At 55.6% G+C, this 13,846-nt stretch carries 16 protein-coding genes; 12 read left to right on the top strand and 4 right to left on the bottom strand.

From position 1 onward, the window contains the following. Nucleotides 1-15: 15 nt before the first annotated feature. Entirely contained in the window at nt 16-525 is a 510-nt protein-coding gene (locus tag RHM65_RS16770) for a DUF1993 domain-containing protein (RefSeq protein WP_322164853.1), read from the bottom strand. A 115-nt stretch (nt 526-640) separates the two neighbouring features. On the opposite strand from RHM65_RS16770, the gene RHM65_RS16765 reads away from it, so the two are divergent. The 4 genes from RHM65_RS16765 to RHM65_RS16750 all read left to right on the top strand — a co-directional run bounded on the left by RHM65_RS16765 (nt 641) and on the right by RHM65_RS16750 (nt 2,592). Beyond that, entirely contained in the window at nt 641-1,300 is a 660-nt protein-coding gene (locus RHM65_RS16765; protein WP_322164854.1) for a YceH family protein, read from the top strand. 208 nt (nt 1,301-1,508) lie between these two features. After that, the gene (locus RHM65_RS16760; RefSeq protein WP_322183823.1) at nt 1,509-1,859 is read left to right on the top strand and encodes a hypothetical protein; all 351 of its coding nucleotides are present in this window, start codon (nt 1,509-1,511) and stop codon (nt 1,857-1,859) included. 227 nt (nt 1,860-2,086) lie between these two features. Continuing rightward, nucleotides 2,087-2,281: a hypothetical protein gene (locus RHM65_RS16755; RefSeq protein ID WP_322164856.1), complete on the top strand. Its 195-nt coding sequence runs from the start codon at nt 2,087-2,089 to the stop codon at nt 2,279-2,281. A gap of 128 nt (nt 2,282-2,409) precedes the next feature. Then, entirely contained in the window at nt 2,410-2,592 is a 183-nt protein-coding gene (locus RHM65_RS16750) for a hypothetical protein (protein WP_322164857.1), read from the top strand. A gap of 125 nt (nt 2,593-2,717) precedes the next feature. On the opposite strand, the gene RHM65_RS16745 is transcribed toward RHM65_RS16750, so the two are convergent. After that, nucleotides 2,718-3,278: a hypothetical protein gene (locus RHM65_RS16745; RefSeq protein ID WP_322164858.1), complete on the bottom strand. Its 561-nt coding sequence runs from the start codon at nt 3,276-3,278 to the stop codon at nt 2,718-2,720. Between the two features lie 258 nt (nt 3,279-3,536). On the opposite strand from RHM65_RS16745, the gene pbpG reads away from it, so the two are divergent. From pbpG to RHM65_RS16730, 3 genes are all read left to right on the top strand, one after another. Further along, nucleotides 3,537-4,472 (top strand): D-alanyl-D-alanine endopeptidase, encoded by a 936-nt coding sequence (pbpG, locus tag RHM65_RS16740; protein ID WP_322183821.1) that lies wholly within the window; start codon nt 3,537-3,539, stop codon nt 4,470-4,472. A 275-nt stretch (nt 4,473-4,747) separates the two neighbouring features. Beyond that, entirely contained in the window at nt 4,748-5,206 is a 459-nt protein-coding gene (locus RHM65_RS16735) for a DUF2214 family protein (protein ID WP_322164860.1), read from the top strand. Between the two features lie 55 nt (nt 5,207-5,261). Continuing rightward, the gene (locus RHM65_RS16730; RefSeq protein ID WP_322164861.1) at nt 5,262-5,681 is read left to right on the top strand and encodes a DUF3010 family protein; all 420 of its coding nucleotides are present in this window, start codon (nt 5,262-5,264) and stop codon (nt 5,679-5,681) included. Between the two features lie 8 nt (nt 5,682-5,689). Here the strand turns inward: RHM65_RS16730 and RHM65_RS16725 are convergent, their stop codons facing one another. After that, on the bottom strand, nt 5,690-7,147 hold the full coding sequence (locus tag RHM65_RS16725) for an MFS transporter (protein WP_322183819.1): 1,458 nt from the start codon (nt 7,145-7,147) through the stop codon (nt 5,690-5,692). Between the two features lie 235 nt (nt 7,148-7,382). Here RHM65_RS16725 and RHM65_RS16720 point away from each other — a divergent pair, with 235 nt between their 5' ends. The 4 genes from RHM65_RS16720 (at nt 7,383) to RHM65_RS16705 (ending at nt 12,203) form a co-directional block, all read left to right on the top strand. Beyond that, nucleotides 7,383-8,024, top strand: a complete 642-nt coding sequence (locus RHM65_RS16720) for a DUF5666 domain-containing protein (RefSeq protein WP_416194707.1) — start codon at nt 7,383-7,385, stop codon at nt 8,022-8,024. A 151-nt stretch (nt 8,025-8,175) separates the two neighbouring features. Continuing rightward, entirely contained in the window at nt 8,176-9,801 is a 1,626-nt protein-coding gene (locus RHM65_RS16715) for a phosphoethanolamine--lipid A transferase (protein ID WP_322164863.1), read from the top strand. Nucleotides 9,802-10,092: 291 nt separating this feature from the next. Then, nucleotides 10,093-11,313 carry a putative DNA modification/repair radical SAM protein gene (locus RHM65_RS16710; RefSeq protein ID WP_322164864.1) on the top strand — a complete coding sequence of 407 codons (1,221 nt, stop codon included), beginning with the start codon at nt 10,093-10,095 and terminating at the stop codon, nt 11,311-11,313. After that, the gene (locus RHM65_RS16705; RefSeq protein WP_322164865.1) at nt 11,310-12,203 is read left to right on the top strand and encodes a TIGR03915 family putative DNA repair protein; all 894 of its coding nucleotides are present in this window, start codon (nt 11,310-11,312) and stop codon (nt 12,201-12,203) included. The genes RHM65_RS16710 and RHM65_RS16705 overlap by 4 nt, the downstream gene beginning before the upstream one ends. Before the next feature lie 38 nt (nt 12,204-12,241). On the opposite strand, the gene RHM65_RS16700 is transcribed toward RHM65_RS16705, so the two are convergent. Next, complete coding sequence (locus RHM65_RS16700; protein ID WP_322164866.1) at nt 12,242-13,099, bottom strand: SDR family oxidoreductase; 858 nt, start codon at nt 13,097-13,099, stop codon at nt 12,242-12,244. A gap of 221 nt (nt 13,100-13,320) precedes the next feature. Between RHM65_RS16700 and RHM65_RS16695 the strand changes: the two genes are divergently transcribed. Next, nucleotides 13,321-13,845, top strand: coding sequence for a GNAT family N-acetyltransferase (locus RHM65_RS16695; RefSeq protein ID WP_322164867.1), 525 nt, complete (start codon nt 13,321-13,323; stop codon nt 13,843-13,845). Nucleotide 13,846: the final 1 nt, after the last annotated feature.

The raw sequence follows: 13,846 nt of genomic DNA, 5'->3' as shown, positions 1-13,846 counted from the left end.
TCAGTACGAGGTGAATCAATACGAGCCCATGAAATCGCGCTTGCCGACTTCAACACCGTTGTGGCGAAGGATCGCGTAGGCCGTGGTGACGTGGAAGAAAAACTGCGGCAGGCCATACCCCAGCAAGTAGGTCTGAGCGTCGAAGCGCTTTTCTTTTGGCGTGCCCGGACGGGTGATGATTTCGCGATCTTCCTGGCCGTTAATCTGCTCGGGTTGAATAGTGGCGATGAACGCCAGGGTCTTGGCGATCAAAGCGTGCAGCTCGGCAAAGGTTTTTTCCGAGTCGTCGTACTTCGGTGCATCAATGCCGGCCAAGCGAGACGAGACGCCTTTGGCGAAATCAACAGCGATTTGCACTTGGCGAACCAGCTGGAACATGTCCGGGAACAGGCGCGCTTGCAGCAGTGCGTCAGGCTCAATAGATTTGGCAGTGGCATGCGCGTCGGCCTTGGCCAGAACGTCGCTCAACGCGGAGAGCATTTGCTTGAAAACCGGAATGGAGGTGGCGTACAGGGAGATAGTCATGGCAGGTCCTGGGTTTAAGGTGAGTGATTATAGTCATGGCGGGCAGCGAAGCGGCTTGTCTTTTATGTCGCCGAGCCCCTAGGCTAGTGGCCTTTGAACGCCTAGGGAACGCACTATGTCTACTGAGCCCGTGTCCACCGACTCTGCCGATAAACTGCAACTCAACAGTGCGGAAATCCGCATCCTGGGCTGCCTTATCGAAAAGAAGGCCACCAACCCCGAGACCTATCCCCTCACGCTCAATGCGTTGGTCACTGCCTGTAATCAGAAAACCAGCCGCGAACCGGTGATGAGCCTGACCCAAGGCCAAGTCGGCCAAAGCCTTCGCGCACTTGAAGGTCAAGGCTTGACCCGGTTAGTCATGGGCAGCCGAGCCGACCGCTGGGAGCACCGCGTCGACCGAGCGCTAGAGTTGGTCCCGGCTCAGGTGATCCTGAGCGGATTGTTGTTCTTGCGCGGGCCGCAAACCGTCAATGAACTGCTGACCCGCAGCAACCGCATGCATGAGTTCGAAGACGTTGAGCAAGTCGTTCATCAATTGGAACGCTTGATCGCTCGGGGACTGGCGGTGCTGTTGCCGCGTCAACCCGGTCAGCGGGAAGATCGCTATGTACATTCGCTGGGAGACCCTGGCGATATCGATTTGATTCTTGCGGCGCGAAGCACTCAGCCTGAACGCACGGGAGGCGTAGCCAACGCCGCGTCCGCCGAACGTTTTGATGAGCTGGAAGCCAGGATTGCCGCCTTGGAAGAGCGATTGGCGAAGCTGGAATAAGTCTTGTGGGTAAGCGGCTGGTCCGCTTCCCATTGCTTACGCCACTGGGTGGGCGATAATGGTGCCCTGAGTGCCCAGACACACTTACACAATATTTACTCACGCGTTTCGCAGATTGCTGCAAAACCGCTGTCTTAGAAGTATCCCGTGGCAGTGCTTGAGAGTAACGCAAGCTCGCGACAACGGGATTGAAAGTCGAGGAATAGTCATGATTCGTCAAATCCCCAAGGTTGCCCTTTTAATAGGTGCCCTAGCTATCGCAACCCAGGCGTCAGCCCACGGTGGCGGAGGTTGGGGTCCGGGTCTTGCGGTAGGCGCTGTTGTCGGTGCTGTTGTCGGTAGCGTTGTAGCCTCTCAACCGCGGACTGTGTATGTCCAACCACAACCGGTATATGCGCCGCAGCCGGTTTATTACCAAGCTCCACCGCCTCCGGTTTATTACCAACCGGTGGTTGTAGCGCCTGGCCCTGGTTACTATCGCCCGGGGTATTACGGCCCGCCCCGCGGCTATTATGGTCACCCGCATGGTTATTACGGCGGTGGTTACGGCCACTACTAACAGCCCCGACTCTGGCCTCGCCCCTGAAAAGGGCGGGGCTTTTTTTTGTGTACATATTAGTGTGCTGGAGGTCGCTGGCAAGACAGCGTTTTTTAGCGGAGTCAGGCATCATTTCTAATCGCGCAATGAATTGTTAACCGATCAAAACAGTCACAACGTCACAGCCAAACATTGGCTCGTTAATACCGATCAACTTTTTCACCTCCCTAACAATAAGGACGTCCCCAATGCCAACTCAACACCCCTACCGCGCGGCGGGCTTGTGCACATCGAACAAAGTGTATTGCGCACTCACCGAACTCAAGAGCCTGGAAGGTCATCGCAGCGCAAAATTTCTATCGTTGCTTGCGCAAAACCTGGTTGAGAAAGGGATCATCAGCGACCACGAAGTCATGAACATGCTTGACCAAGTGGTTGATTGATCGACTGCGGCAGTACAGTCGTTCTCGATCAAGAATCTCGCTACCGTCAATGTCCACTATCGAGAGGGGTGATTATCCCTGCCTCCCCTGGCGCCGTAGAGTAGCGCCATAGATTGATGGAGGCACTTATGAACCAGGTCCAAGTTATGTCGGTCATTGGTAGCGCAGTCCCAGCCCCGCTCAGAGCGTCAGGTTTGTTGGCTTGCTGGTACTTGGTACAAAACGGCGAGCCAGTCTGCGGCCCCTTTACATCACTGCCAGCAGCGCAAGCGCTGTCAGCAACGTTTGAGGCGCACCGATTGAGCGCCTGAACAGTTTTCGCGTTTAAGCCCAGTTTTTAACGATCATGCTTGACCCAGTATCGTGCGTTGCTCCGCACATCCCTTACCCGCATCCCTGATGCGGGTTTTTTTTGCGCCGCAGAAAGCACGTGGGATCAGAGACGCTCAGCCATCGTCGCGTTGACTTGAGTCTTGTGCACCAGCTTCTGCAAACGCTTGTCCAGGTTCATCAACACGCCGCGGTCCGATCGACCGCTTTCAAGTTCATCGACCAGTTCGTTCACCACTTGCCGCAGTTCATGGGCAATTACAACGCGATCATCGTTCAAGTCTTGCTTGTGAGATTCAAACAAACGATGCAGATAGTCTTGAAGGTTGTGTTGCAAGCGGTGCCGATCCGTAGCACGCAGGTGGACCAGATTGGCATTGATCTTTGTCAGTAACTCGGTCAACTCGGCACACAGGTACTGCATTCGGCGTGAAAAGCCTATTTCCCGCTCACGTAGTTGGGTGTGCTGGGTGCCCGCATGCTGCTTTTTCTGAATCGCCGGGATTGAGATCGCCATCATCAAACCGACGATTAAACCGATGGCCTGAATCCAGCCAGCCCAGTCTGCGGGCTTCTGAAACGCGCCAATCCCAAGTAAAAGCACCGCAACCAGAACCGCAACGGTCACCAGTACGACGTAATCCTTGCTGATAAAACCCTTGGGCATTGTTTGACTCCTCAATTGTTGAGAGCGTGTTGGTATCAATGGCGAAGGATGCTAATCGCTGCGCTCTTCAGACACCACGGATATTGCTAATCTGCTCGGCAATTGTGGCTTTTTCGTCCATAAAAGCGCATAGCTGCGTTTAACCATGATTCAACTCACAACACATATCGACAGCGCAAGGAGCTGCTAATAAACTGCAACAGATTTCATAGAAAACCCCGTGCTAAACGGCATATCCATTATTAGTGAGCCTCGCTCGTGAAAATTCGTCATTCCCTTCTGAGCCTATTATTTGTATGTACAGGCGCCGCACTGACCGACAGTGCTTCAGCAAACGAACCCGCTCCGTTTAATCGCGACCCTTCACAACTTCACCTGGCCTCCGGCAGCGCCATGGTGGTTGACCTGAAAACCAACAACGTGCTGTTTGCCAACAATCCAGATGTCGTCGTACCCATCGCTTCAGTTACCAAGTTGATGACGGCAATAGTAGTGCTTGATGCCAAGCTGCCAATGAATGAAATGATTCCGGTGTCCATTGTCGACACCAAGGAAATGAAAGGTGTGTTTTCCCGCGTCAAAATCGGCAGCGAGCTAGATCGCAAAACCATGCTGCAGATTGCCCTGATGTCGTCTGAAAACCGTGCCGCCGCGAGCCTGGCCCACAGCTACCCGGGCGGCTATAGCGCTTTTATCATCGCGATGAACGCCAAAGCCAAATCGCTGGGCATGAAGCACACGGTATATGTAGAGCCTACCGGCTTGTCGGTCTACAACGTTTCCACCGCCCGCGACCTGAGCAAGCTGGCACTCGCGGCGCGCCAATACCCGATGTTGAGCGAACTGAGCACCACCCCCGATAAAACCGTCACCTTTCACAAACCGACCTACAGCTTGGTATTCAACAACACCGATCACCTGATCAAAAAATCCAACTGGGACATCAAACTCACCAAAACCGGATTCACCAATCAGGCCGGTCACTGCTTGGTGCTGCTGACCACCATGGCTAACCGGCAGGTATCGGTAGTGATTCTGGACGCCTTCGGCAAATACACGCACTTCGCCGATGCAGGCCGCCTGCGCAATTGGATGGAAACCGGTAAAAGCGGCCCGGCTCCACAGGTTGCAGTGCTGTACAAGAACGAGAAAAACATGACCATGCAGCAGATCGGGATCCAGGCCAAGGAATAGTTGCCTGACCACCTGACAAGCCCTGCTTTATAAGCCCTGGGCGATGCGTTCCGCGCACCGTCCTAGGCCTTATTGGGCCTCTGTACTTGATCGGCCCTGACGGTGCTTACGCATCGGATGAACTTTCAAACGGTTTGATTAGTCATCCAACTGTGTCGAAAAATTAACGCTTTGTGAGACCTGACTCAGGCAAAACTCACACGGTGAGCTAATACTCAGTTATCCGCCAGTCGGTGGGTGATGTGCTTTTCGTTAATGAATGGAGATGAAAAACCATGTACTTCAAATGGTTCCTGGCAACATTGCATCTCTTGGCATATGGGGTTGCACTCGGGGCAGTGTTGAGTCGTGGGCGGTCTCTACGGCGGTTGAACAGAACCAACCCTTCCAAACTTCGGGACGTCTTCGTCGCCGATAACTTCTGGGGCATTGCTGCCGCCGTACTACTTGTAACCGGGGCTATGCGCGCGTTCGGAGGATTTGAAAAAGGCACGTTCTATTATCTTCATCAACCGCTGTTTCATCTGAAGATGGCCGCGTTTGTCGCAATCATCCTGCTGGAAATCGCACCGATGGTGACGCTGATTAAATGGCGTAACGCGTTCAAGGTGGGCGCACCCATCGACACCCATCGTGCCCTGCTCTACTCAAGGATCAGCCACATTCAGGTAGGGCTGATCATTGTCATCCTGGTCGCCGCGTCCGGCATGGCACGTGGGATGTTTATCAGTTAGCCATCGCAGGCAAAAGAGAAGAAAATAGCGACCTTCTCTTTTATACGGCTCTCACATGAAAATCTGCGGTATCGAAATCAAGGGCAGCGAAGCCATTTTCGCTGTCGCTACACTGCGCGACCACACCCTCGAACACCTGCCGTTGCCCATCAAAAAAATTGCCCTTGAGGACGATGACGAGTCATCGAACGTCAAAGCGTTCGCGGCGCTTATCGAGGCCTTCGTCCGTGACAATGGCATCGAGCATCTGGCAATCAAGAAGCGCAGCAAAAAAGGTGAATTCGCGGGCGGGCCCACCACGTTCAAAATCGAAGGCGTTCTGCAATTGCTCAACCAGTGCAGCGTGACCTTGGTGTCGCCGCAGACAGTCAGTGCCCAGCACAAGAAGCACGACTTCACACTGGCTGCGTCATTGAACAAGTACCAGCACGAAGCCTATAAAACCGCCTGTTCAGCGTTGATGAAAGCGTCCTGAATGCGCGTTCAGACGTTACCGTCGTGCGCCTGGGAAAGCGGCCGAGCCACTGACTCCAACGACTGGCGCTCCGCTGCAACGCCCCACAGCGCCTGAACAATGGCGGCCAGCAGCATCAACCCGGCGCCGATCAGATAACCGATGAGCACATTGCTGCGGTTATGGGTTTCGATCAGATGGCCAAACAACGTCGGCCCGACAATACCTCCCAACCCGGTGCCAAACGCGTAGAACACAGCGATGGCCAATGCCCGGATTTCCAGCGGGAAGGTTTCTGCGATGGTCAGGTACGCAGAACTGGCCGCTGCCGAGGCGAAAAAGAAAATGACCATCCAGGCCACGGCCTGCTGCGTGACCGTGAACAAGCCCTGCTGAAACAGATAGCCACTGATGGCCAGCAGCACCCCTGACACCCCATACGTCAGGCTGATCATCACCCGGCGACCGATCACATCGAATAAGCGTCCCAACAGCAACGGACCACAGAAATTGCCCAACGCCAATGGCAGTACATACCAACCGATACGCTCATAGGGCACGTCGTAAAAGTCGGTGAGCACCAGCGCATAGGTTAAGAAGATCGCGTTATAAAAGAACGCCTGGGCACTGAGCAACGTCAGTCCCACCAGGGCGCGACGACGATAGGTCACGAACAACGTCTCGAAGACTTCCCGCAACGGCGTGTGATCACGGGACAGCAAGCGCAACGGCGGCGCCGTAGACGGTTGCAACTCGCGCCCTTGTTCGCGAAAGCGCGCTTCGATGGTTTCGACAATCCTTTTCGCTTCCTCCGGCTGATTGTGGATCAGCAACCACCGAGGGCTCTCGGGCACCCACAAGCGCATGAGCAATATCACCAGCCCCAGTAACGCACCGATCCCAAAGCACAAACGCCAGCCAAGATCGCCACCGACGATATTCGGATTGAGCAAGACGATGGAGCCACCCGCGCCCAGCGCAGCACCCAGCCAGAAGGTGCCGTTGATGGTCAAATCAACCCAGCCGCGGAACCTCGCTGGGGTGAATTCCTGAATCGTTGAATTGATCGCCGTGTACTCGCCACCGATGCCCATCCCGGTCAGAAAGCGGAACAGCACGAAGCTCCACAGGCTGAAGGAAAACGCCGTGGCGGCGGTTGCACTGACGTAAATGAACAGCGTGATGAAAAATAGTTTTCGACGCCCTAAACGGTCGGTTAACCATCCGAAGAACAGCGCCCCCACCACCGCACCGGTCAGATACGCCCCGCCGGCCAAGCCAATATCGCTGTTGGACAAATGCAACAACGGGCTGTTTTTCAAGGCCCCTGACACCGAGCCCGCTAATGTCACTTCCAAGCCGTCCAACAGCCAAGTGATGCCCAGAGCTATTACCAGCAAGGTATGAAACCGCCCCCACGGCAATCGATCCAAACGCGCAGGCAGATCGGTTTGGTAAAGGCGCGACTGCTGATTAGCTGCTGTCATACGATGCCCCGCAGGAATTTAAAAATCCACGCGTGTAGAAAGTTCCGCGCGTGCATAGCTGTGGGAGCGCGCTCCTACCCTTTAATAGTAAAAGTTTATGCATTGGCGGACACACGGATTGTGAGTCCCCTCAGCACCGATGAGTTCAGCCCCTGCAAAAAACGCCCGCCTCCAATAATCGGTATAAGCTCAGGCCTCAAGAAAAATCCTAGTCCCAGCAAAGGAAATTACCGACATGAATTTCATTTTCGGCACGCGCCTGCGCAACCGCGTATTGGCCTCGACAATTGTCGCGGCAACGCTCATGACCGCAGGCTTCGTACAGGCTCAAGATGCGGTGCCGGCGCCACGAATCGGCGTACGTGGTGCGATCACAGCGCTCGACGGTGACGCCATGAAAGTCCACGCCACCCGTGGTGAAGACTTAGTCATCAACTTGACCAAAGACACCCAAGTACGCGGCGTGACCTTGGCGAAAATATCCGACATTAAACCCGGCAGCTACGTGGGCACCGCCGCGGTCCCGTTGCCGGATGGAACCTTGAAAGCCCTCGAAGTACACGTTTTCCCGCCATCAATGGCAGGTACCGGGGACGGGCACCGCGCTTTTGATCTGACCAAAGACAGCACCATGACCAATGGCAGCGTCGGTGATTTGGTCACCAGCAACGGCCGCACCATGACCGTGAAATACAAAGGCGGTGAAAAGACCGTGGTCGTACCGGATGACGTCCCTATCGTCAACCTGGTGCCCGGCGACCGTAGCTTGCTCAAACCCGGCGTCAAAATCGTTTTGTTCGCGCAAAAGGCGGCCGATAACAGCATGACCGCGTTGTCGGTTTCAGCTGGAGAAAACGGTATTACGCCACCGATGTAACGAGTGTTTGCACAGGGATTGGCCGTGCAGGACGTTCGGCACCTAAAAAAAGCTGAACCGCTTTTCTGTACCGTTCTTGAAAAAGCACCGTGAACAAAACGAAAGGAGCTGCGAGAATCGCGCCACTCTTTTTGTCGACCTCGGTGGGTTCATGCTCAAGCGCGTCAGTTCTACACGGTTAGTCATCCTGTTTTCGTTGGCGCTGGTGGTGTTTTACAACCTTGCCACCTGGAAGGCGTTGATCAGCCTTACCCAGTTGCAGGGCCTCAAGGCGCTGCTGTTCGAGCTGTCGTTCGGATTTTTTCTGTGGGCCGCCTTCACCCTCCTATTACTACCGTTCTCGTTCAAACCGACGCTCAAACCGATATTGAGCCTGATCGCCCTCTGCTCGGCGTCTGCGGCTTATTTCATGAACGACTACGGCATCTCCATCGACACGGTGATGATCCAAAACGTCGTGGAAACCAACCCCGCCGAAGCCACTGCGCTGGTGAGCGCCAAGCTGTTCGTGTACCTGGCCGTGCTCGGGCTGCTGCCGATTATCGTGATCTGGCGGGTACCGGTCGTTTACCGCAAAGTGCTGCCAGGGCTGCTGAACAAGATTCTCGCCATGATCGGTTGCGTGATCATAATCGCAGTCTCGGTGGGCGCGTTCTATTCCACCTACGCACCGATCTTCCGTAAACAAGACGAGCTGACCCACTTCATCAACCCGACTAACTACGTGTACGCGGTTGGCAAGTTGACCAAAGACCGCTTTGCAATCAAACAAAATTTAAAAATCCAGACCGTGGGTGAAGACGCGACCTTAAGCACCGCCGCCCAGCAACGTAGCAAAAAGAGCCTGATGATTTTCGTTGTCGGTGAAACCGCCCGCGCCGACCACTTTTCGCTCAATGGCTATCCACGCGACACCAATCCAGAACTGTCGAAGCTCGACATTCTCAACTTCACCCAAGTCAGCTCGTGCGGCACCTCGACCGCGGTGTCGGTGCCGTGCATGTTCTCGATGTTCCCGCGCACTGATTACAGCGATAAAAAGGGTAAAACCTACGAAGGAATGCTCGATATCCTGCAACGTGCAGGCGTGCAAGTCTTGTGGCTGGACAACAACAGCGACTGCAAAGGCACTTGCCTGCGCGTGCCGCACAAGGACATTCCAAAGAATCAGCCCAGCCCGTTTTGCGACGGTAACACCTGCCTGGATGAATCCCTGCTGGTCGGACTTCAAGACTACATTGACAGCCTCAAGGGCAACGCAATCATCGTGCTCCATGCCGACGGCAGTCATGGCCCGGAATATTACGAGCGCTACCCGAAAAGCCTTGAGCGCTTCGCCCCGGTTTGCCACACCAACCAGTTGGGCAGTTGCAGCTCGGACGAGCTGATCAATGTCTACGACAACACCATCCTTTACACCGACCACTTCCTCGCCAAAGTGGTCGATTTGCTGGGCAAAAATCAGGACAAATACGACACCTCAATGATCTACGTGTCGGACCACGGCGAATCGCTGGGCGAGAACGGCGTGTACCTGCACGCCGCCCCTTACGCCATCGCCCCGGTCGCGCAAACCCACATCCCGATGGTCATGTGGTTCGGCAACAGCACCCTCAGCGACGCCGCCGTCGACCGCAAATGCCTGGCCGCCAAGCGTGACAATACGGACTTGAGCCACGACAACATGTTCCATTCGGTACTGGGTATGTTCGGCGTACAGACCGGCGTTTATAAACCCGCACTGGACATTTTCCACAGCTGCCACTCCGGCACCTAAGTCATCGTTATCGATTTGTGTAGGCGCTGCCGAAGGCTGCGATAGGCGTTCGGTGCCTACTATTCTGGATCTGCCCAAGTTCTGTGGTAGATGGCTTGCCAACGAAAGCATCAGTGCCTGCGACCCAGGTTTCTGCTCAAAATCAGCGGGGGGGGGCATTGGCCTCTTCGCAGGCAAGCCTGCTCCCACACTATCTAATGAAATCGGAGCGCCAGACCATCGGTATCCTCAGGCCCTTGAGCGATCCCTCGGGACCTTGTACTGTACATAAAACCAGTATAAGAGCCGACCATGCAACTCATCGAAAAGCTGAGCATCCTTGCTGACGCTGCCAAGTACGACGCTTCTTGCGCCAGCAGCGGCGCGCCCAAGCGCAGTTCGCAAGGTAAGACCGGGCTTGGGGCCACCGATGGCATGGGCATTTGCCACAGCTACACGCCCGATGGCCGCTGCGTCTCACTGCTGAAAATCCTGCTGACCAACTTCTGCTTGTACGACTGCCAATACTGCGTCAACCGCCGCTCCAGCGACGTGCCCCGCGCGCGCTTTACGCCGGAGGAAGTGGTGACGTTGACCCTGGACTTTTATCGGCGCAATTGCGTGAGCGGTTTGTTCCTGAGCTCCGGGATCATTCGTTCAGCGGACTACACCATGGAACAGCTGATTCGGGTCGCAAAACTCCTGCGCGAAGAACACGAATTTCGCGGCTACATTCATCTAAAGACCATCCCCGACGCCGACCCATTATTGATCGAAGAAGCCGGGCGCTATGCAGACCGGCTAAGCGTCAACATCGAGTTACCCACTGACCTCGGCCTCAAGACCCTTGCGCCGGAAAAAGACGTCGCGTCGATCAAACGTGCCATGCAGACGATCTACACCGGCGAACAAACCATGCGTAACGAACCGCGCGCGCCACGTTTCGCTCCCGCCGGGCAAAGCACGCAGATGATAGTCGGCGCCGATGACACCGACGACAGCACCATCCTGCACACTGCTGAATCGCTGTACGGTCATTTCCGCTTGCGTCGCGTCTATTACTCAGCTTTCAGCCCGATACCCAACAGCCCAAAAAGCGTGCCCTTGGCCGCCCCGCCGCTGATGCGCGAACACCGCTTATATCAAGCTGACTTTCTGCTGCGTGCGTACGGTTTCACTGCCGGCGAACTGTTTCAAGGCCCCGGCGATCTGGCGCTGGACATGGACCCGAAACTGGCTTGGGCACTGGCGAACCGCGAGGTCTTTCCGTTGGACTTGAACCGCGCCGAACCCGCATTGATCGCGCGCATCCCCGGCATCGGCATCCGCACCACCAAACGCTTGGTAGAACTGCGTCGCCAACGGCGCATTCGTTACGAAGACCTGACCCGCTTGCGCTGTGTGTTAGCCAAAGCCAAGCCATTCTTCATTACTTGCGATTACCACCCTCGGCAAGCAGACAGCAGCAGCCAGTCGTTGCGTCAGCAATTGCAGGATCGGCCACAACCGCAACAAATGGGCTTATGGGGATGATCAGCCTCGATTGCGACGATCTGTTCAGCACCTGGCGACAGCAAGCCCGTTGGCTACTCAGCCATCAGATCGACCCCGCCCGCGTGAGCTGGTCGCGGCACAGTGCGGCCGACCTGTTTGCCACCGACGAACCGATTTCCGAGCACCAAGGACCGTTCCAGGCGCGTATTCCCCTGACGTTGCTGGCCCTCATGGAAAACGCCGCGCGCTACCGTGGTGATCAGCGCTGGAGTTTGCTGTATGAAGTGTTATGGCGGGTCAGTCATGGTGACCGCACCGCCATGCTGGCCGGCGACAAGCTGGGCAGCGAGTTGCACCGCCGGATCAAAACAGTGGAGCGAGAAGCGCATCATCTGCACGCGTTTGTGCGTTTTGTCGCGGTGCCATATCAGATTTCGGACGACAAACACCCCGCGACCGACAAACCTATCCAATCCGCCGAACTGCCTCAGTACGTTGCCTGGCACGAACCGGCGCACGACATTTTGCACAGCGCCAGCGCCCACTTCATCGGTCGCATGGGGCAACAGCGCTGGATGATAGCCACGCCGCAGGACGGGGTTTATTACGACGGCCAGCAGTTGATTCATCACCGCCACTGCCCCCTCAACTGGCAGCATTTGGCGCAAAACATTGACGATCCGTGCGGCGATTTATGGCTGACGTATTACAGCCACATCTTCAACCCGGCGCGCTTGAACCCCAAAGTCATGCAAGGGCACCTGCCTGCGCGCTTCTGGAAGAATTTACCTGAAGGCATGTTGATTCCCGCGCTGATCAGCGAGGCCCGTACCGGCAAGCAAAGGGATGGGCAAGCCAGCAAAATCGCCTCAAAACCGGGAAAACGTATTTCCCTTACCCTTGAAAAGCGCGACCCGCTGCAACGCTAGGTGCGCGCTTACTCTTTAAACCGACGGCCATCGCGGCGTCAAAGAATGGGTTTACCGCCCGTAACACCGATCCTCGATCCAGAGATGTAGCTGGATTCGTCTGACGCCAGTAACACGTAAAGCGGCGCCAGCTCTGCGGGTTGGCCAGGCCGACCCAACGGCGTCTGCGATCCGAACGAAGTGATGTCCTCGGAGGTCATGGTCGAGACAATCAGCGGCGTCCAAATCGGGCCCGGCGCCACACTGTTGACCCTAATGCCTCTCTGGCCCAACAATTCGGCGAGCCCGGCGCTGAAATTGGCGATGGCGCCTTTGGTCGCAGCATAGGCGAGTAAGGTTGGCTTCGGCATGTCGGAATTGACCGAGCTGGTGTTGATGATCGAGCTGCCCTTGTCCATGTATTTAAGCGCCGCCTGAGTGATGCGAAACATGGCGGTGATGTTCACATCAAAGGTCCGCACCCACTCCTCGTCCGGAATCTCTTCGAGGCTTTGATAGGTCATTTGAAAGGCGGCGTTATTGACCAAAATGTCGATACGCCCGAAACGTTCCACCGTCTGATCGACAATGCTCAGGCACTGCGAGCGTTGGGCAAGGTCGCCGGGCATCAGCAAGCATTGACGGCCCGCCTGTTCGATCAGTTGCGCAGTGGCTTGGGCGTCTTCGTGTTCATCCAGATAAGAAAGGGCAATGTCTGCGCCTTCACGGGCAAACGCGATCGCCACCGCCCGACCAATACCGCTGTCTGCGCCGGTGATCAGCGCAACTTTGTTGGCCAAACGCCCTGAACCTTTGTAGCTCTCCTCGCCACAGTCAGGCACTGGGTTCATCCGTTGTTGATCACCTGGAACGCTCTGATGTTGATCGGCAAATGGCGGCCGTGGGTACGATTTCATGGGTAACTCTCCGATTCGATAAGCGGACATTTCGCCCATCAAAAACGTCGATTCACTGCTAAGACGCTTCCGGCAGGCGTGCTTATTTTTCCGACCCAGTGAGTGTGTGCAGGTTCACAGCAATTGCTGACTGGTGTTTTGAGGACGCCAAACAAAATGGTCGCCGTATAAAAAACACCGTAAAACTCTAAAAGCCGAGAAAGAAAAGCAAAGGATTCGAAATGACTGAACTAACAATCTCTAAAAGGCTCATCTTTCGGCGCCCGGAAATCAGCGATTTAACGACGTTCTTCACGATATTTGGTGACCCCAGGACCCAACAATTCAACCCCGCCGGCCCGATCCTGGATGAAGCGGCGGCCTACCAGGCACTGAGTAAGCTGATTGGTCATTGGGATGAACATGGGTTTGGGCAGTGGGCGATTCTTTCTAGGGACGAACCGGACGTGCCGCTGGGGTTTGGAGGGCTTACCTTTCATCCCTACAACGAAACAACCAGGCTGAATGTAGGGTACCGATTAGCTTTTGAGGCGTGGGGCAAAGGGTTCGCAACCGAGATTGCGCTGACAGCCCTGCAGCAAGCCGCCCTCATCCACCCCGGCGAGTATGTGTTTGGCTTAGTCAGGCCGAGCAATCTGGCGTCGATACATGTTCTCCAAAAAAGTGGCATGCAGTTGTACGGAACGTTAGACGACGTTCCGGGTAAAGAAAGCAGCCTGGTTTATCGGACCTCCGGTATTGCCTGAA

This window comes from Pseudomonas sp. CCI4.2, assembly GCF_034350045.1.
Lineage (GTDB): Bacteria > Pseudomonadota > Gammaproteobacteria > Pseudomonadales > Pseudomonadaceae > Aquipseudomonas.
The sequence above is the reverse complement of the archived record's forward strand: the minus strand, read 5'-3'. Positions and strand labels throughout refer to the sequence as shown.